The organism is Anabaena catenula FACHB-362 (assembly GCF_014698735.1).
GTDB classification, from domain to species: domain Bacteria; phylum Cyanobacteriota; class Cyanobacteriia; order Cyanobacteriales; family Nostocaceae; genus Anabaena; species Anabaena variabilis_A.
In genome coordinates, this window is the sequence record NZ_JACJTQ010000009.1 from 1 (window position 1) to 17420 (window position 17420).

Sequence of the window (17420 nt, forward strand, 5' to 3'; positions counted from 1 at the left end):
GCTACAGGAGCGGAGAAAGCAACACAGATCCAAGGACGCATACCTAAGCGGTAAGAAAGTTCCCATTCACGACCGAGGTAGCAAGCTACACCGATTAAGAAGTGGAATACTACCAATTGGTAAGGACCACCGTTGTACAACCACTCATCTAAGGAAGCTGCTTCCCAAATGGGGTAGAAGTGTAAACCAATTGCGTTGGAGGAAGGAACAACTGCACCAGAGATGATGTTGTTTCCGTAAAGTAGAGAACCTGCTACTGGCTCACGGATTCCGTCGATGTCTACGGGGGGAGCGGCGATGAAGGCGATGACGAAGCAAGCGATCGCAGAGAGAAGGGTGGGAATCATCAAGACTCCGAACCAACCGATGTAGATGCGATTTTCGGTGCTGGTGATCCATTCGCAGAATCTATCCCAGACGTTAGCGCTTTGGCGCTGTTGAATGGCTGTGGTCATGTGTTTATAATTGCGTTTTGGGTATGTATGTTTTGGTAGGTGTTTCTACCTCATGAATTTATATTAGGACGTTTATTGAGATTTGTAAAGAGGTTTTCGTAATATTTTTTAATAAATTTGAAAAATAGAATGATAAAGCAGACACAGCAAGGGTTTTAGGCGTTAATTCTTTTGTAACAATTTCTATAATAATTTTCTTGTAGGGTGGGTAAAGTCCTTGCATGGCTACGCTAAAGCCCAGAAAGTAAGCCACCAGACACATTAAACACTCGAAGTGAAAACCATTGGTACGTTAGCTTTTGGCATAACACTCCCCATGAAAAATCCGTTACTTATATATGTCCTCATTTAGTCAAAATATTGTTACATATAGCCCTGCTTACACCATCGTCCCGACTTATGAATGCTTTAACCGCTGTTCCTACTGCAATTTCCGCACAGATCCGGGTCAAAGTCCTTGGCTGACTCTTGCAGAAGCTAAAGGCATTTTGCAACAACTGCAAAGTCAGAATGTCTGTGAAATCCTCATCCTCAGTGGTGAAGTTCATCCCCATTCCTCAAAGCGTGAGGCATGGTTAGAGCGAATTTATGATTTGTGTGCATTAGCACTAAAGATGGGATTTTTACCACATACCAACGTCGGTCCCCTCAACTTTGAGGAAATGCGAAAGCTGAAAAATGTAAATGTGTCGATGGGGTTGATGTTAGAACAGTTAACACCACAATTACTAGATACAGTCCATCGCCACGCGCCTAGTAAAATACCAGAAGTCAGGTTGCAACAATTGAAATGGGCAGGAGAGTTGCAAATTCCTTTTACTACCGGACTGCTTTTGGGAATAGGCGAAACTGAAAATGATTGGTGGGAAACTTTAGCTGCTATCTCAGATTTGCATCAACGCTACCAGAATATACAAGAAGTAATACTGCAACCGCACAGTCCGGGAAGTCAGCAAACCTTTGATGCACCGTCTTTTGACCCTCATCAACTACCGTTCGTCATCGCCAAAGCAAGGCAGATTTTACCAATAGATATTACAATTCAAATCCCGCCCAATTTAATTCAAGATGAAGAATGGTTACTTGCTTGTATAGCTGCGGGTGCGAGAGATTTAGGAGGAATTAGCCCCAAAGATGAGGTGAATCCTGATTATCCTCATTTGCAAGAACAGACATTAAGAGAAATTTTACAGCTTGGGGGATGGGAGTTAGTACCAAGGTTGCCAGTATATCCCCAGTTTGCGAGTTGGTTGAGTGAGGAGTTGGGGGAGGGAGTGAAGAAATATCGCCTGAAAATGAATTCCAAAGATAAGTAGGTGAACAGAAAAATTTAAAGGTATGTGAAGAAAAGTAAAGAAAGCTCAAACTCTTTCCCCCTGCGCCCTGCGCCCCTGCCTTGTCCCAAAGACAATTATTTACGTTCACCTACTTATATTGGATGCTATGTTATCGGTGTTTTTTGTATAAGTCCTGATAAATGATCTAGTTTGTCCGAGAGATAAACCTTCATCTTCCTTAATTCTTCTATTCGTTCATCAATCTGTTCAAGCTTGCGTCCCAGAATATTTTGTTTTTGATCGACAGTCAGGCGATCGCTCTCAACATCTTTAATCCATACCTGAATCTCTGTGAGAGTAAATCCCAGACGTTTAGCTTGTTGAATCAATATCAACCTTTCCATACTGATCTCGGAATAGTCTCTGTAGTTATTGCTTCTACGGCTAATTAGCTCAGAGTCAATCAAACCTTTCTTCTCATAAAAACGAATCGTATCAACAGTCAGACCCGATTTTTTTGCTAGTTCACTAATGAGCATCGTCACCCCTTGACTTTGGAGTATAGTCCATAGTTTACAGTGGCATTGACTTAATTAGTAGTTTCACCCATCAGTACATATGAACAATATTTTAATTACAGGAGTCTCCTCTGGTATTGGATATGGGGCAGCAAAGGAATTTGCTCGTCAGGGTTATCAGGTCTTTGGTAGCGTTCGTACAGAAACCGATGCTAAACGCTTAAAAGCTGAAATCGGTTCTGGTTTTATTCCGCTACTGTTTGATGTGACTGACTCAAGTTCCTTACACCAAGTGGGTCAACAGGTAGCATCAATGGTACAGGGAGAGGGCTTGGCTGGGCTGATCAACAATGCGGGAATTGCTACCAGTGGTCCGTTAATTTATCAGCCATTAGATGAAATTCGCTGGCAGTTTGAAGTGAATTTAATTGCTCAAATTGCCGTAATTCAGACATTTTTACCCTTACTTACAGCCAGAAAATCAGCAACGTCAAATCCTGCCAAAATCATTAATATCAGTTCTGTTGGTGGAAAGATTGCCTCTCCTTTTATTGGTGCTTATGCGGGCAGTAAACACGCATTTGAAGGTATATCTCACAGCTTACGGCGAGAATTACAACCCCACGGTATTGATGTGATTATTATCGGACCCGGTGCTGTCAAGACGGCGATTTGGGATAAGGAATCCATTCAAGATCGCAGTAGATATACAGAAACGGAATATGCTAAACCTCTACAGGCGTTCCAACAATATTTTACTGGTATTGCTAAAGCAGGGCATTCTCCTGAATTGGTTGGACAATTTATCAGGAAGGTATTTGAGACTAAAAACCCGAAAACACGCTATGCAATTGTTCCCAATCCATTTCCTAATTGGATTCTTCCTTTAGCACTACCTGATCGTTGGTTAGACAAACTCATTGGCGGAAATCTTGGTCTGTTACCAAAACGATAATTTTCCATTGTCAAGTAGAAGTAGTGATACTCTGACGAAGGTAGCAGGCGATCGCATAGTTGCTAAAAATTTCCAGTCTTTCTAAAGACAATACACACCCTCAAATGACCAGCCAGCCCATATCTACCGCTAGGCATTCCCCAAAAGATAGACCTTGCAACTCACTCGCTGTTGTAAAATAGACAATAGAACTATTCGGGGGGGCCAGTGAACTGGTCATAAACGTCTATAGAGACCATCTTCGGTAATCTCCAAGGTTTAAAGTCCAGCCAGCTGAAACAACTACAGCGGCTGTACCACCAGCGCATATCTGGCAATCTCATCACAACATCGGAGTTTGCCCAGCGTCTGGCCGCAATTAGCACAGAACTAAATCAGCCTGTATGTGCCTACCTCAATCGTCGCGGACAAGTGATTCGGGTGGGGGTAGGCAGTCCACGTCAAACTCAAATTCCACCCCTAGAACTACCCCGTTACGGTGCAGAACGTCTGAGTGGTATTCGTTGTATAGCTACCCATCTCAAGCCAGAACCACCAAATGAGGCAGCGCTGACAGCGATGGCTCTACAACGGTTAGATGCTTTGGTAGTATTAAACATTACAAATACAGGATTTACAAAGCGAGGTGGTGGTGCGACTGGTTACGTCAAAGAAGCTTATTTGGCACATTTAGTAGCCAATAACAGCAAACAGCTAGTTTTAACTCAGTCTTCAGGAATTACTACCCCAGACGCAACCTTATATTCCAGCGTGTCGCCACCTCAGAGTTTAGATGCGATCGCCGAACAGGATTTTCTGGACTTAGTGGAAAGTCTAGAAGAAGAATTCCGGCGGGAATATATTGCTCAAGAAGTAGGCGCTGACCATGATCGTGTGGTCATCGTCGGGGTAATAACTGATAGCACCACTCCTCAACAATTCCAAGACACCATAGCGGAATTGGTGCGGTTAGTGGATACAGCTGGGGGAGATGTATTGCAGATACTCCAACAAAAGCGATCGCGTATTCATCCCCAAACCGTCATTGGTGAAGGTAAAGTTCAAGAAGTCGCCCTCACCGCCCAAACCTTGGGAGCCAATCTTGTCGTCTTTGACCGTGACCTTTCACCCGCTCAAGTCCGCAACCTAGAAGCACAAATTGGGGTCAGAGTAGTTGACCGTACAGAAGTTATATTAGATATCTTTGCTCAACGCGCCCAATCAGGTGCTGGGAAATTACAAGTCGAACTAGCACAGCTAGAATATATGATGCCACGACTCACAGGTCGAGGTCGTACCATGTCCCGACTAGGGGGCGGTATTGGGACTCGTGGACCTGGTGAAACAAAACTGGAAACTGAACGCCGAGCAATTCAGCAGCGAATTTCCCGATTACAACATGAAGTCAACCAGTTGCAAGCTCATCGCTCACGCTTACGTCAACGAAGACAACATCGTGAAGTTCCTTCGGTAGCCTTAGTGGGTTATACCAACGCGGGTAAGTCTACCTTACTCAACGCCCTCACTAACGCTGAAGTTTACACAGCCGACCAACTTTTTGCCACACTCGACCCCACCACACGTCGCTTGGTCATTCCCCACGCAGATACCAATGAACCTCAGGAAACCTTAATAACAGATACTGTAGGGTTCATTCATGAGTTACCCCCCTCTTTAATGGATGCCTTCCGCGCCACTTTGGAGGAAGTCACAGAAGCTGATGCCCTACTACATTTGGTAGATTTGTCCCATCCTGCTTGGTTGAGTCATATTCGCTCAGTTAGGGATATTCTCGCCCAAATGCCCATAACTCCTGGTCCTGCCTTGGTTGCTTTTAACAAAATTGACCAAGTTAGTAGCGAGACACTAGCTTTAGCTAAAGAAGAGTTTCCCCTAGCGATATTTATCTCCGCTAGTCAGCGTTTAGGTTTAGAAACCCTACGCTATCGTTTGTCCCAGTTGATTGAATATGCTGTTGATGATGGGTAAATACTCATAATTTAGATGAAGCTATGATCATTAAATTCCGTATTCCCAAAGAGTACGGAATTTATTTGAGATGATTGACGTAAAGAAGATAAAAATAAAAAGCCGCAACAGGTATCACCCTGTAACGACTTAAAAGTTTTAGCCTTGCGTGTAATATTTGAAATGTTTTGGGGTAGTTAGGGCTTGCTGAATAAATCTAAAACTTAGATATATCAAGAGTTTGAAGGTTAAAAAGGTGAATCAGGTGCAAGGAATAAGCGTTGGAACTACCAAAAACCTATTACTTGACCAGATTCAAGACTATTCTTCTCTTCTTCTAATTCTTCCTCCTGACTCCTGACTCCTGACTCCTGACTCCTAGCCCTAACCAAAAGACTTTTTCAGCAAGTCCTAGTTAGTTAGCCAAGGTGCGACGACGACGAGCCATTACCATGCCACTAGCTACTAAACCTAAACCTACCAAAGAGGCTGGTTCGGGAACTTTAGCAGCAGGAGGTGCAGGAGGAGTGTAGAGCGGAGCCATCCTTAATTTGTCACTAGTAGAACCATTGTACCCAGTACCACCACCAACTTGTTGGAAACGAGTTGCAGCTGATAGTGAACCATTCTGAAATCCTGTCAAGAATGAGTTTTCAACATTAGCTGCAATTAAGTTAGTGCCTTTTAGCAAAAAGCTAACGTTACTAAAGTTTCCTGCTGTTAAACCTGTTTGTGGATTACCACCACTGAAGTTTCCGTTACCTGAAGAGCGAATACCTACATCAAAAGTGCCAAAGGGTTGTAAAGAAGCATCACCTGAAACACTTGCATTCAAAGATGAATTACCGTAAAGCTTGGTAAATGAACTTGATTGAGGAGCGTAAGTAAAGGATTTTACGCCATCAATCAAATCAAAACCAAAACCAACTAAAGTTGACTGAGTAGCCCCAGAACCAAAAGCTGGGATAGTACCAGTTGTGTTTTTCAGGTTCAAATTCAACAGAACATCACTACCAGACTGAGAAAAAGTGAAGTTCACTAAAGCAGATGAGCCAGTTGCAGGGGTGTTAGAAGATTGACTATTGGCATCAAAAGAAAGACTGAAAGCTTGAGCCGAGTTTGGTGCAATCAAAGAAGAAGTGAGGGTGACTCCAGTAACGGCTGCAAGTAGTGTAGCAATGGATACTAATTTCATAAATGTAAATCCCTAAGTGTAAATTTTTTTTAGGTGTTTCTATATATCAAGAGTACAAGGACTAAAGTAAGAATGTAAATTGGGTTACGGTTTAATTCATACTATCTTCATCTTCCAGATAATTACAGTGAATTTGGTGTAAAGGCATAAATATTTTATACCTAACATGAATTGGCTGACTGGTGTCAGGGACACTACGCGGATACACACTACCCAGTTCTAAATAAATTTTGCTAACTTTAGCTTTAAAGTGCCAACTTTTCATCAGCTTCCTTTCCTACAGAACGCTACCGCGAACTGCTAAGTGACAGGTTCCTTGCTGTTTAAGCTAAAATTGAACAGTATTTTGATCTAAGTTAAAAATATTATGGCTGCAAAAGTAGAAATTTACACTTGGGCTACCTGCCCATTTTGCATAGGTGCTAAAAGCTTGCTGAAGAACAAGGAAGTTGATTTCATCGAATACAGCATCGATGGAGATGAAAACGCACGGGATAAAATGGCTCAAAGGGCAAATGGTAGACGCTCTCTACCGCAAATTTTTATCAATGATAATCATATTGGTGGTTGTGACGATATTCACGCTTTAGACCGTCAAGGCAAGTTAGATGAACTGCTCGCTGCTGATAGCATTTAAAGCAAATCCACAGAAGTAATCTCAGGGACAAGAAGTTTAGCTTCTACGTCAATCAGTGAGATCATCTAAATTGACCCATTACATTCTTGGTGATTGAGGTAAAGAGGGTGAAACTGGCTTTTATTATAGATCCCATCCATCAGCTTGATCCATGCCATGACACAAGTGTTGCTCTCATGGAAGCCGCGCAAATTCTAGGTCATGAAGTTTGGATAACTCAAGCTAACCTACTGAATGTTGTGGATAGCAAAGCTTGGGCTGCGTTACAGCAGGTAGAACTTGTACCAGTGAAGTTGCTAGAGGGACGTTGGATAGCAGCAACTCCTTGGTATAAGTTAAGTCCTAGCGTCTTAACTCCCTTAGAATCAATGGACGCTGTATTTATGCGGACAGATCCACCTGTCAACGATTCCTACCTCTATGCTACTTACATTTTGGATTATGTTGACCCAAATAAAACTTTGGTAATTAACAGTCCTAGTGGTATCAGAAGTGCAAATGAGAAAATGTATGCCCTTCAGTTCACCGAATGCATTCCTGAAACGATTGTCAGTGCTGACAAGGAAGTTATCCGCTCCTTTGTGGAAGCCAAGGGAGCAACTGTTCTCAAACCACTAGGTAACAAAGCAGGGGAGGGGATTTTATTTTTACAATCAGGCGATCGCAATTTCAATTCTATCGTCGAACTCAGTACCATCCAAGGTCGAGTACCTGTGATGGTACAAAACTATTTACCAGCAGCTAAAGAGGGAGACAAGCGGATTATTTTGCTAAACGGTGAACCTATTGGGGCGCTCAATCGCCTTTCCAATGGCAGTGATTTTCGCAATAATATGGCTACAGGCGGTACTGTGGCTCAAACCCAAATTACCCCATCAGAGCAGAAAATTTGCGCCTTGTTAGCCGAAAAACTCCGTCAAGACGGTTTAATTTTTGTCGGTATTGATGTGATTGGTGGCTACCTGACGGAAGTAAACGTTACCAGTCCAACGGGAATTCGTGAGATTGACCGTTTAGATGGAACTTATCTTGGTCATCAGGTTATTGAATGGGTTGAGCAGAAGCTAAACAGCCCCAATTATGCAGTTTCTAGTTGAGCCAGGGAAAAAGGTAATTGGTAATTGGTAAACCACGTACCAGTCACCTTTCTTTGCCCTAACTAGCAACTTCCGTTAAACAGAAAACAACTCAAATAGAATTTTGGGGTAGCAACTACATTGCTGACCCCTACCTTGTGAAATAAACCCTAAAACTAGCAAATTGTATACAGCACTCAGCCGCAACTGAGACTGCAAATTTAATCTAAAATCTCAAATCCACAATCACTTAATTTTTGGGTGGTGTGCGTCGTCGTTGGAGAAAATCAGGAATATCTAATGAAGGTTTCTCTTTAGGCTCAGGAATTGGGTTGGGTTGATTAACAGTTGGTTGTGGTGTAGGTTTTCTAGTATTGGTTGGAGTTACTATTCTTGCATTAGCTACATTTTGTTGTGGTGCAACTTGGATTTCGCCTGTAAACCCAGTAGCAATGACAGTAATTCTGACTTCTCCTTGCAGTCTGTCATCAATTACTGCACCAAAAATAATATTAGCGTTGGGATCAACTACTTCATAGATGGTTTCAGCCGCCGCATTCACTTCATGCAGGGTGAGGTCGCTGCCACCAGTGATGTTGAAGACAACTCCTCTAGCTCCTTCAATAGAACATTCTAACAAAGGTGAAGAAATTGCGGCGATCGCAGCTTCTCTAGCTCTAGATTTGCCAGAACTCACACCAATGCCCATCAATGCTGATCCTGCATCTGCCATAACTGCTCGCACATCAGCAAAGTCAACGTTGACTAACCCAGGAATCGTAATGATATCAGAAATACCTTGCACCCCTTGACGCAACACATCATCAGCATAGCGAAAAGCTTCTTGTACAGGCGTTTGTTCGGGAATAACCTCCAACAGCTTATTATTGGGGATAATTATCAAGGTATCTACCCGACTTTTCAATCCTTCAATGCCTTGCTCGGCTTGGCTGGTGCGTCGCCGTCCCTCGAACACAAATGGACGTGTCACTACACCGACAGTAAGAGCGCCCATTTCTTTAGCCACTTCTGCCACAATTGGCGCTGCACCCGTACCAGTTCCGCCGCCCATACCAGCGGTGATAAACACTAGGTCTGCACCTTCTAAAGCCGTAGCAATCTCATCACGAGATTCCTCTGCTGCCTTTTGACCAATAGCAGGATTACCCCCTGCACCTAAACCCCTTGTCAGTTTCTGTCCGATTTGCAACCGACTAGGAGCGCCAGCTAAGGTAAGAGCTTGAGCATCGGTGTTAATTGACCAAAATTCCACCCCTGAGACATCAGACTCTATCATGCGGTTAACAGCATTGCCACCGCCACCACCGACACCAATCACTTTAATGTTGGCGACTCGTCCGGGAACAATTTCACCAATGCGGCTATTTTCAGTAATTTTCTTACTATCGTGATTTTGTCCGTAGTTCAACCCAGAACTATTAAAAGGATTGCTGGCGTTAACTGCTAGAGAGAAACCTGGCTGTCCGACAGATTGCGAATTTTTATAGGTAAGCTCTTGGTTATTATCGAGTGTCATTGGATTTTTGAAAGGTAGATAAACGACTTTTTCCGGTGTTATTCACCTAAGAGTCAACTATAGTTTGACCATGCCCTAGATTGTGGCAGTGTTTTTTATTTTTCTCCACACGAACAAACCTAACCGGAGTGGACGTGCGATAATTTAGCTATAGGATAAGCTTTAAACATAGGCTATCGCACCACTAAATTTTAGAGAAGTATACTTACGTTGTTTGACAATTGGTCTATATAACTTGATCTAGACATTACTATTTTCAATGATATATTGCTGATCTGTCCTGGTATGCGTGTGGTATGTCCAATATCCTTCCCCTATTTCTGCTAAAAGTTTTATTTTGTGAGCATTCCTACAACTTACTTGGATAATTTGCGTGTTTTTTCTTAAAAAATACTCTAAACTATTGTATGATTTTAAACGATTTATTGAGTAAAATCCGTTCAAAAGTCACTCTGCTTAATTTTTGGAGTTGATTCCCCTAGAGAGTTTAAAGTAGTTCTTATACACCTTAGCAGAGTAAAAGCAACTCCACACTCCAAATTCTCACCAGACCATAAAACTTGTAAATATGGTTCACAAACAATTTTCTCTGCGTTGATCACATGATCAATAGATTTTACAATCAGAGATAGTCGCAACTTTAGACACAAACATTGCTTGCTTCATCAGTAGCATTAATAAACCAGCATAACCAGATACACTCTGCTACTCAAGAGAAGTTACCGCGCAGAAAAATCTGAACTAATCATGTCACAGGAGCAACACATAAAAAGTTAGGGCGGTATTTCCCCCTTACCGCTTTTAATTTCGAGAATCCCGATGTTAAGCTAACAATTGAGTATCTGTTAATCTCAAACGAGTTTCTATAATTTATCCTGTCATTTTAATAAAACTTAATGCCAATTTTCGTTTTGGTGGCGAAAACAGTATTATTGACTAATATCTTAATCACTAGAAAAGTTGTTTATTTACCAAGGCTTGCTGAATCAAACAGATCAAATGTTCTTAGGGGTCTGGAGACTTAATATTGGTTTTTTGGTTCACTTGTACTGATGGAAAATCGGGATTTTTGAGATCAATATACTCGATTTGACCAGGACTAAATTTTTTAGGTAAATGGCGCATTTGGACAAGTACCTTGATTTGTTCGGGTAACTGGTTACTAGGTACGCCGAGATGAACATTTCCTAGTTCTGTTTTCAAAATCAAATTAGTGGGATCTTGGTAATCAATTTCCGTGACTTTGACAGAACTTTGGCTGAGAGCTTGATACAGTTGAGTCCAGTAGGGGCGATATTGTTGCAGTGAGCCAATAACTTTGAGACTAGGTAGTTTTCCGGTGGGATTAAGTGAAGTGTATTTTTCTAAGGGCATCCAAACCCCATTAGCATCTATTAAGCCCAATTTACCCTGTTTGTTGGCAGTATTGCTATTTAGTGGACAGTTCCGTGGCTGTTCTGAGGATGGAGGGTTACTGCTACAATCAATCGTTTTTTGCTGTTTGCTCGTTTGTGCTATTGCTACTGGTACTCGTTCTTGAATTTCGATAATTAACCCAGGAGGAAACAAACGCCGACTGACAGTGGCTTGGGCAATAGTTGGTTGTTGCTTCAAAGATTCTGCGATCGCATTTGGTTGTATTCGCCACAGAGACTGAGGATAGGATAACACCAACATTGAGCGAATCGTTCGCTCTGACAATAATTGGTTACCTGATCTCATCACTATTTGTGCAGGAGCCTTTAGCATCCACATTGGTTGGATTGTTGCCCATAGCAATCCACCTGCCAGTCCACACACGGCGAAGGTTCGCCAAATAGCCTGAATAATTTTTATTTGCCGTTGCTGACGTAATTTCTTACGACGCTGGGCTAAATCCTTACGGGAAACTGAGAGTATACCAGCCATTCCAACCCCTTTTTGGTTTCAGTCTAATTCATTAGTTACGCTCTTGTGATCAATTAATTTATCAGAAAGATGCCTAAAAACCCTTGAGGATATGTCAGGCTTAGGTGATCATCTTCAGCCCACTAGAAAAGAACTATAAAAGATAACTATGTCAAGAAAATGGTATCAACCTCAAGTACTAACTTGAGAGTTGATTGCAGAGTTATAAATTTAGGAATTTAAAACTCAAAATTGCTGCCTATATTACCATTCCAAGGAGTCCTCACTGAGGAAAACATCATAAGTGCTTTTGGGCGCAGTATTTTCTGGACTAGCTGCTGCTGGCAAATTCACTAAAAAGGCTTTTAGTTGCATCCGTTCTATATAAGGCCAACCACCCTCAGCCTGAATATCTTTGAGCAGAGAGTAGAGTCTCTGACGGTTATCAGGTAGACTATCTTGAAAAATTCCATCACGAATCTCTCTATGTAATTTCTCTAACTGTCGCAGCAAAGCCAACAGAGCTATGACATCGCCTTGACAGGTTTGTGCAGCATCCTCTACCGCTGTAGCAATTACTTGTAGCTGATCAGAAATTTTTTCTAATTCAGAATTTTTATCATTATTCATGTAAATCTCTCCGTGCATACAAGGTAAACTCAAATTTACCGAAGATTTTAGATTTTTAATTGTTTCTAGAGGTTTTTAGCTCTGCTTGTCAGCGTTAGACATTGCTTTGTCAAGCGCTTGATTCAGATTAAGCTAAAGCCCAATCTAGATGAGAAAGGTAATTACCATGCCTGCGGCTCAGGGAATTGCGATCGCTTCTAAAACAGAGGAGGGAAGTGTCAGACAACCTTTAGTGGCGCTAAATGAAATCAATAAGTTCTTATTTCCCACTGGAGAGCTTTGATTTTGAGTTTAAAAAATCGTATGATCTGGCTGATTTCCCCCATCCAAACAATAGGACAAGCTGTATGTATTAATAATACATACATATTACAAAAACTTGGGTAACACTGCTTTTGCCACAAGTAAAAGCAAAACTAGCCTGATGCTCGTAAAAGTAGGCGCTTCAGTCCGCTGTATTTCTTGAGCGTCGGCCATGGGAACCCCAGAATCCTATCGCTACAAAGAACTTCAGGTTATCCAGAAATTTAAAAGAATCATGTAGCTTGCTGCCGCGCAGCGGCACTCCTGAACTCCTGATAGCGTAGCGTTAGCCATACTCCTGTATTCTTTTTGTAGACAACTTTAGATATTAATTTTTGACATTGAGGTTGACCATGAGGTATCGCGCTTTAATTGTGGCTTTCTTGGCTTTATGTTTAGGGCTAATCACTGCTTGTAGTGATGCTCCTGCTTCGAGTGGTAAAGATCTACTTACCTACGAACAAATTCGAGGTACTGGCTTGGCTAACAAGTGTCCTCAACTGACGGAAACAAGCCGTGGTTCCATTGCGCTTGATTCCAGCCAGTCCTACTCCATCAAAGAACTTTGCTTAGAACCAACCAATTTCTTTGTCAAAGAAGAACCTGCTAACAAACGCCTAGAGGCAGAATTCGTTCCCGGTCGCTTATTGACTAGGTACACATCTACCATTGACCAAGTACAAGGCAACCTAAAAATCAATTCCGACAATAGCTTGACCTTTGTAGAAGCAGACGGTCTGGATTTCCAAGCCATCACTGTTAAACTTCCTGGTGGTGAACTAGTTCCCTTCCTGTTTACCATCAAAAATTTGGTTGCTCAAACACAACCTAATTCAACCAGTATCAACACCTCTACGGACTTTGAAGGCTCTTTTAAAGTTCCTTCCTATCGTGGTGCTGCTTTCCTAGATCCTAAAGGTCGTGGTGTGGTTTCTGGTTACGATAATGCGGTAGCTCTGCCTGCTCAAGCAGATGATGAAGATTTAACTCGCACTAATGTCAAACGTGCAGAAATCCTGAGCGGCAAAATTTCTTTACGAGTAGCTAAAGTAGATAGCGCTAGTGGTGAAATAGCTGGTACGTTCGAGAGTGAACAGCCATCTGATACAGATTTAGGTGCTGGTGAACCTAAAGAAGTTAAGATTCGCGGTTTATTCTACGGTCGGGTTGAAGGTAATCGCGTCTAAATCTTCTTGTTGATAAGAGTTCGATCCTGCGGGATATCGGTTTTTGCGGTATTGTCCTACCGACGTAAATGTATTAGTTGAACCAGATGCTCTCTTTTTGAAGGGGGCATCTGGTTTTTTTAAGGAGGTTGGAAACACCTGCTCTGATGCCAAGCTTTTTTATTGTTTCAGTGAATAGACGCAAATTACATTTTTATTTCAAGATTCTATGAATCTAAACATGTTAAATACGCATTATCACTAAGGGAAACTTTTACAAATCTCAAACAATCCAGAATATTCTCACCGGATACTTATAAGTAAATCTCATATTGGATTTGTTAAATTAAGTACGATCTCCGTTTGACATTGGAGAAGTAATTGTATATTTTGATTCTATGGTAATTATTTTATAAGCTACAAAGCATACCAGACTCAGTTTGATAAAAAACAAACATAAATTTCGCTAAAAATCACGGTGGACTCTGAACCTACGGATGAAATGCTTTTTAGCAAAAACTTCTCTCTGTTATCGGGTTCTGTGGGTTCTGCACAAACGGTATGGATCTGGTTATCGTGCCATAGATTCCCTCGTACCGGGCATCAGAGCGAGATTTAAAAGAGACTACTCAACTCAATTATTTGCTTAATACCCAATGTGCCATGCATACTACCGCCACAAACGAACTAAAACATGAGATTTCGCAGTTATTGCGAGAGTATGAGCAAAATCCCTCAGAACGGCTTCGCAATCAACTGGTGAAACTAAATTTTGGACTAGTGAGAAAAGAAGCTCACTACTGGATCAATCAATGCCATGAAAGCTATGACGATTTGCTCCAGGTAGGCTGCTTAGGTTTAATCAGGGCTATTGAAAGATTTGAACTTTCTAAAGGACACGCCTTTAGTTCTTATGCAATGCCATATATTCGCGGGGAAATTCAACACTATTTGAGAGATAAGGGTGTGACTATGCGAATACCCCGACGGTGGTTGGCACTACAACAGCAAGCGATTGGAGTTTCCCGTTCTTTACGCGAAAAATATAACCGCCAACCAACTGATTCAGAAATAGCCGCAGCACTAGAAATTTCTCTGAGTGAATGGCAAGAGATTAAATTAGCATGGGTCAATCGCTCTCCTCTAAGTTTGGATGTACCAATACAAGACGGTGAAGAAGGGGCTACTTCTTTGGGTGAATTGGTTCCTGATCCTCATTACCGCAGCTTTCAACTAGCCCAAGAAGACCAAATGCGTCTGCAACAAGCATTAGTCCAGCTAGAGAACCGCACCCGCGAAGTTTTAGAGTGCGTATTTTTGCAGGATTTGACACAGAAGCAAGTGGCAGAGCATTTAGGTATTAGCGTGGTTACTGTGTCTCGTAGAGTCAAAAAAGGGCTGGATTTATTGAAAAATCTGATGGGTGCAGCAGAAGATTAACAAATCAAAATTCAAATCAAAATTTCAATCAAATTTAAGCTTTTTCGCGCCAGCTTCAGATAGTGAAGAGGGTTGTGGGTACTGGTTCGGTAAAGGATACATTCGGGCATTCAAACTCTTTAATTTCCGATCAACAGGCTCAAACTGTAGTTATGCGGGACTGACAGTGTTAAAAACAACCCTAAAAGTGTAAAAATGTAGGCTATAAAGGAAACAGTCTTCGCCTTTAATACCAATTTCGGGCGTGCTAATTTCCTCAAGTAAACCTTCCTATAGCTTTCGAGAACGGCTAATGGGTATAAAATCACAAATTACAGCTACAGCTATTTTCATGTTGGCGATCGCTGGATGTAGTTCAGGAGACACACCACAAGCTACTAATACTCCCAGCCCTGTGCCTACTCCCCAAGTTGAAGCCCAGAAACCACCAACAAATCCCACTTTTCCAAATCCTGTAGTGCCTTCTGGTGCTGTCCGACCTGTGGCTTTAAGTAATGGTGGCATCATTCAATCTACTAATGGCGATTTACAACCGGGTCTGATACCAAAAGGACGACCAGATCCCTTTGCCGAAATTGTTAAGCCGACAGTTTCCCAAATACCCGGCGATGGCAGCACAAAACTAGAAGTTCCAAAAATACCTCGTCTGCCAACTACATTCAACAATCCACAACAGACGTTAACAGCACAAAATAGAACCCCCAGAACACCAACAAATTCAGCGTTGGTAAAAAAAGGCAATCTTAATCCAAAAGTGACTGCCACTCTACCTAAGCCCAAACCTCAACTAAATTCACCGCTGCCTAAGGTTTTACCTCAAATTGTCGCCAACCAACCCATAAAGCCTGTATTACCACCACAACCACAACCTGAAGCGGCCAAAGCAGTTTTGGTGAGTGGTGTAGTTTTAATTGGGAGACAACCCCAGGCAATTATCAAAGTACCTGAGGAAAAAACTAGTCGCTATGTACAAGCGGGGCAACTATTAGGTAATGGTGTTTTGATTAAACGGATTGAAATGAACCGAGGTTCTAACCCTATTGTAATTTTGGAACAATACGGTATTGAAGTAGGCAAAGCAGTAGGTGAAAAACCTGTCAACTCTCAGCCCTCAACGACTGCTTCCGCTGGCAATCCTATTTCGATGGTAACACCGCTTTAGAATTTTGTTATACTCTCAAACCTAACAGTGATTTGAAGGCAACTATCAATCGTTTAGATCTAGTTTGGGAGTGTCTAGAACGGGTTCACAAACAACAGAAAATAAAGTTTAATGACCGGAGATTTCCGGTTTTATATTAGTTGTATGGAGCAGATTAAAGAAAAAGTTGAATTCCCGAATTTACCTTTGGCTGTATATCGAGAGATAGCGGCTCATTTGCGTCAAGTGCAAGGAATAGAGGTGGATTTAATTTCCCAGACTTCTTCGCAGTTTGATTATAGTCAAAGTCAAGTTGATGGTTTGCAGATTTCCTGGACAGCAAATGCTAAGGGAGAAAGCCGACAGAGAGTCAAACAAATTTTGGCTTACTATCAAAATCGGTATGGTGTTTGATTTTTTCAGCTTTTTGTGAAATTTAATTTCAGTTTCAACCCTAGTTTAGGGTTTTTTTGTGCCTAATAGAAGTTGTAAGTTGCTGGTGTTGAGGTTGGAGATATTTTTTCTCACGCAGAGGCGCAGAGACGCAAAGGAAGAGCTAAAAAAAGACTTTTGCAATGTCACCTAATCATCTTTTATTTACTCAAATTTGTAGGAAAAGTAACGTCTTCATAAACATCAGTTAGAGGACAAGAAAAATTCACACTGTTTAATTCTAATTCTTGATTTCCTTTAGAACTATAAAGTTCCCATCTTCCTTCAGGATTACGCCGAAAACAATCAATTCGTTGACGATTTTGACTAACTAAGACATATTCTTGTAAAGTGTCTAATTCTTGATAATCACTAAATTTATCACCTCTATCTAAGGCTTCTGTAGAAGGTGATAAAACTTCAATGATTAAACTCGGATATCGTTTAAAATATTCAAATTGTGTATCTCTTGAATCGCAAGTTACCATAATATCAGGATAATAGAAAATATCTAGAGATTCAATTCTCGCTTTCATATCAGCGACGTAAAGACGGCATCCTGTACGACGAATATGATTTCTTAAAAGGGCGACTAAGTTAGCGGTAATTGTCACATGGGCATCACTAGCACCAGCCATTGCGTAAATTTGCCCTTGGATATATTCATGTTTAATAGGGCTGGATTTTTCGGCTTCTAAATATTCTTCTTGGGAAAAATAGGGGTGAAATTGGCTAAGAGTCATATATTTTTATGGTTAACATGAGATGATTGTTTAGGAATGTTTCTAGTATAGCAATTATTAATATTTGTTATCTCACGCAGA

General features: G+C 41.5%; 17 protein-coding genes. 9 read left to right on the top strand and 8 right to left on the bottom strand.

Annotation, left to right across the window (positions count from 1 at the left end; translation table 11 throughout):
- On the bottom strand, window positions 1-455 hold a 455-nt coding region (locus H6G68_RS08295), incomplete at its 3' end, for a photosynthetic reaction center family protein (RefSeq protein WP_479686159.1).
- A 338-nt stretch (window positions 456-793) separates the two neighbouring features.
- Between H6G68_RS08295 and cofG the strand changes: the two genes are divergently transcribed.
- The gene (cofG, locus tag H6G68_RS08300; protein WP_190906202.1) at window positions 794-1771 is read left to right on the top strand and encodes a 7,8-didemethyl-8-hydroxy-5-deazariboflavin synthase subunit CofG; all 978 of its coding nucleotides are present in this window, start codon (window positions 794-796) and stop codon (window positions 1769-1771) included.
- A gap of 125 nt (window positions 1772-1896) precedes the next feature.
- Here the strand turns inward: cofG and H6G68_RS08305 are convergent, their stop codons facing one another.
- The gene (locus H6G68_RS08305) at window positions 1897-2271 is read right to left on the bottom strand and encodes a MerR family transcriptional regulator (protein WP_190906203.1); all 375 of its coding nucleotides are present in this window, start codon (window positions 2269-2271) and stop codon (window positions 1897-1899) included.
- Window positions 2272-2350: 79 nt separating this feature from the next.
- On the opposite strand from H6G68_RS08305, the gene H6G68_RS08310 reads away from it, so the two are divergent.
- Both H6G68_RS08310 and hflX read left to right on the top strand, forming a co-directional pair.
- A complete protein-coding gene (locus tag H6G68_RS08310; RefSeq protein WP_190906204.1) occupies window positions 2351-3205 on the top strand; it encodes an SDR family oxidoreductase in 855 nt (284 codons plus the stop codon).
- A 228-nt stretch (window positions 3206-3433) separates the two neighbouring features.
- The gene (gene hflX / locus H6G68_RS08315; RefSeq protein ID WP_190906302.1) at window positions 3434-5173 is read left to right on the top strand and encodes a GTPase HflX; all 1740 of its coding nucleotides are present in this window, start codon (window positions 3434-3436) and stop codon (window positions 5171-5173) included.
- A gap of 394 nt (window positions 5174-5567) precedes the next feature.
- Here hflX and H6G68_RS27130 read toward each other — a convergent pair whose 3' ends face one another.
- On the bottom strand, window positions 5568-6347 hold the full coding sequence (locus tag H6G68_RS27130; RefSeq protein WP_242045184.1) for a PEP-CTERM sorting domain-containing protein: 780 nt from the start codon (window positions 6345-6347) through the stop codon (window positions 5568-5570).
- A gap of 91 nt (window positions 6348-6438) precedes the next feature.
- A complete protein-coding gene (locus H6G68_RS08325) occupies window positions 6439-6612 on the bottom strand; it encodes a hypothetical protein (RefSeq protein WP_190906205.1) in 174 nt (57 codons plus the stop codon).
- 102 nt (window positions 6613-6714) lie between these two features.
- Between H6G68_RS08325 and grxC the strand changes: the two genes are divergently transcribed.
- Together grxC and gshB are read left to right on the top strand one after the other, a co-directional pair.
- On the top strand, window positions 6715-6984 hold the full coding sequence (gene grxC / locus H6G68_RS08330) for a glutaredoxin 3 (RefSeq protein WP_190906206.1): 270 nt from the start codon (window positions 6715-6717) through the stop codon (window positions 6982-6984).
- Window positions 6985-7091: 107 nt separating this feature from the next.
- Entirely contained in the window at window positions 7092-8081 is a 990-nt protein-coding gene (gene gshB, locus H6G68_RS08335; protein ID WP_190906207.1) for a glutathione synthase, read from the top strand.
- 229 nt (window positions 8082-8310) lie between these two features.
- Here gshB and ftsZ read toward each other — a convergent pair whose 3' ends face one another.
- From ftsZ to H6G68_RS08350, 3 genes are all read right to left on the bottom strand, one after another.
- Window positions 8311-9597 carry a cell division protein FtsZ gene (ftsZ, locus tag H6G68_RS08340; protein WP_127051909.1) on the bottom strand — a complete coding sequence of 429 codons (1287 nt, stop codon included), beginning with the start codon at window positions 9595-9597 and terminating at the stop codon, window positions 8311-8313.
- Window positions 9598-10602: 1005 nt separating this feature from the next.
- Window positions 10603-11505: a cell division protein FtsQ/DivIB gene (locus tag H6G68_RS08345; protein WP_190906208.1), complete on the bottom strand. Its 903-nt coding sequence runs from the start codon at window positions 11503-11505 to the stop codon at window positions 10603-10605.
- A gap of 243 nt (window positions 11506-11748) precedes the next feature.
- Entirely contained in the window at window positions 11749-12114 is a 366-nt protein-coding gene (locus H6G68_RS08350) for a hypothetical protein (protein WP_127051911.1), read from the bottom strand.
- Window positions 12115-12770: 656 nt separating this feature from the next.
- Between H6G68_RS08350 and psbO the strand changes: the two genes are divergently transcribed.
- The 4 genes from psbO (at window position 12771) to H6G68_RS08370 (ending at window position 16578) form a co-directional block, all read left to right on the top strand.
- Window positions 12771-13604, top strand: coding sequence for a photosystem II manganese-stabilizing polypeptide (psbO, locus tag H6G68_RS08355; protein WP_190906209.1), 834 nt, complete (start codon window positions 12771-12773; stop codon window positions 13602-13604).
- A 642-nt stretch (window positions 13605-14246) separates the two neighbouring features.
- Complete coding sequence (locus H6G68_RS08360) at window positions 14247-15023, top strand: RNA polymerase sigma factor SigF (protein WP_190906303.1); 777 nt, start codon at window positions 14247-14249, stop codon at window positions 15021-15023.
- A gap of 244 nt (window positions 15024-15267) precedes the next feature.
- On the top strand, window positions 15268-16185 hold the full coding sequence (locus H6G68_RS08365) for a hypothetical protein (protein ID WP_339327848.1): 918 nt from the start codon (window positions 15268-15270) through the stop codon (window positions 16183-16185).
- A gap of 111 nt (window positions 16186-16296) precedes the next feature.
- Window positions 16297-16578: a hypothetical protein gene (locus tag H6G68_RS08370; protein WP_242045185.1), complete on the top strand. Its 282-nt coding sequence runs from the start codon at window positions 16297-16299 to the stop codon at window positions 16576-16578.
- A gap of 179 nt (window positions 16579-16757) precedes the next feature.
- Here H6G68_RS08370 and H6G68_RS08375 read toward each other — a convergent pair whose 3' ends face one another.
- Window positions 16758-17339 carry a Uma2 family endonuclease gene (locus H6G68_RS08375; protein WP_190906210.1) on the bottom strand — a complete coding sequence of 194 codons (582 nt, stop codon included), beginning with the start codon at window positions 17337-17339 and terminating at the stop codon, window positions 16758-16760.
- Between the last annotated feature and the right edge of the window lie 81 nt (window positions 17340-17420).

What these genes read in the sequence shown, in the direction of transcription:
- cofG (WP_190906202.1), top strand. Translation starts at nt 794, where the DNA reads ATGTCCTCATTTAGTCAAAATATTGTTACATATAGCCCTGCTTACACC.
- H6G68_RS08305 (WP_190906203.1), bottom strand. Translation starts at nt 2,271, where the DNA reads ATGCTCATTAGTGAACTAGCAAAAAAATCGGGTCTGACTGTTGATACG.
- H6G68_RS08310 (WP_190906204.1), top strand. Translation starts at nt 2,351, where the DNA reads ATGAACAATATTTTAATTACAGGAGTCTCCTCTGGTATTGGATATGGG.
- H6G68_RS27130 (WP_242045184.1), bottom strand. Translation starts at nt 6,347, where the DNA reads ATGAAATTAGTATCCATTGCTACACTACTTGCAGCCGTTACTGGAGTC.
- H6G68_RS08325 (WP_190906205.1), bottom strand. Translation starts at nt 6,612, where the DNA reads ATGAAAAGTTGGCACTTTAAAGCTAAAGTTAGCAAAATTTATTTAGAA.
- grxC (WP_190906206.1), top strand. Translation starts at nt 6,715, where the DNA reads ATGGCTGCAAAAGTAGAAATTTACACTTGGGCTACCTGCCCATTTTGC.
- ftsZ (WP_127051909.1), bottom strand. Translation starts at nt 9,597, where the DNA reads ATGACACTCGATAATAACCAAGAGCTTACCTATAAAAATTCGCAATCT.
- H6G68_RS08345 (WP_190906208.1), bottom strand. Translation starts at nt 11,505, where the DNA reads ATGGCTGGTATACTCTCAGTTTCCCGTAAGGATTTAGCCCAGCGTCGT.
- H6G68_RS08350 (WP_127051911.1), bottom strand. Translation starts at nt 12,114, where the DNA reads ATGAATAATGATAAAAATTCTGAATTAGAAAAAATTTCTGATCAGCTA.
- psbO (WP_190906209.1), top strand. Translation starts at nt 12,771, where the DNA reads ATGAGGTATCGCGCTTTAATTGTGGCTTTCTTGGCTTTATGTTTAGGG.
- H6G68_RS08360 (WP_190906303.1), top strand. Translation starts at nt 14,247, where the DNA reads ATGCATACTACCGCCACAAACGAACTAAAACATGAGATTTCGCAGTTA.
- H6G68_RS08370 (WP_242045185.1), top strand. Translation starts at nt 16,297, where the DNA reads ATGACCGGAGATTTCCGGTTTTATATTAGTTGTATGGAGCAGATTAAA.
- H6G68_RS08375 (WP_190906210.1), bottom strand. Translation starts at nt 17,339, where the DNA reads ATGACTCTTAGCCAATTTCACCCCTATTTTTCCCAAGAAGAATATTTA.